This window comes from Roseisolibacter sp. H3M3-2 (assembly GCF_029211165.1).
In the GTDB taxonomy this organism is placed as follows: Bacteria; Gemmatimonadota; Gemmatimonadetes; order Gemmatimonadales; family Gemmatimonadaceae; genus Roseisolibacter.
Map to the genome: position 1 here is coordinate 1 of NZ_JARGEK010000758.1, position 701 is coordinate 701.

The window sequence follows — 701 nt, forward strand, 5'->3', positions numbered from 1 at the left end:
ACCACGATTTGTCTTCCTAAGACCGCTTGGCCTCCGACTTGCCGAGACCGCGGTCGGCGCGCTGGCCATGCTCACCGGCGCGACGCTGCAGGAGCGCCGCCGGTGTCCCGCGTGCGGCGCGGGCACGGAGCGCGCAGTGCACGGCTGCGGCACGCGCACGGTGCGCGTGGGCGGCGTCCCCGGGCTCGGGAACGACGCCGTGAACGTGCTCTGCGGCGCCGTCGGCGCGCTCGCGGGGGGCGCGGCGGCGCTGCTCGCCGCGCGGACCGGATGACGGGGGTGGGGATGGGCGGCGCGACGACGCGGGGCGCGGGACTCGACGCGGAGGTGCTCGTGGTCGGCGGCGGCCCCGCCGGCGCCTCGACGGCCTGGCAGCTCGCGACCGAGGGGGTGGACGTGCTGGTCCTCGACCGGGCGCGCTTCCCGCGCGACAAGACGTGCGCCGAGTACCTGAGCCCGCAGGCGTCGCGTCTGCTGGCCCGCATGGGCGCGCTGGCGACGCTCGAGGACGGGCGCGCCGCGTCGCTCGCCGGGATGCTGGTGCGCGCGCCGTCGGGCGACGTGATCCACGGCGAGTACGCGGCGCACCATGGCTTCCGCGGCTTCCGCGACCGCGGCCTCGGCGTGCGCCGCCGCGTGCTCGGCGCGCTGCTGCTCGACCGCGCGCGCGACGCCGCCGCCCGGGTGCGCGAGGGCGCGCG

The 701-nt window shown here is 78.9% G+C and carries 1 protein-coding gene and 1 pseudogene; both read left to right on the forward strand.

Translation table 11 applies throughout. From position 1 onward, the window contains the following. A pseudogene (locus tag PYV61_RS26230) lies at positions 1–274 on the forward strand (DUF92 domain-containing protein); the annotation flags it as partial. Next, on the forward strand, positions 271–701 hold a 431-nt coding region (locus tag PYV61_RS26235; RefSeq protein ID WP_275836838.1), incomplete at its 3' end, for an FAD-dependent oxidoreductase. The pseudogene PYV61_RS26230 and the gene PYV61_RS26235, both read left to right, overlap by 4 nt.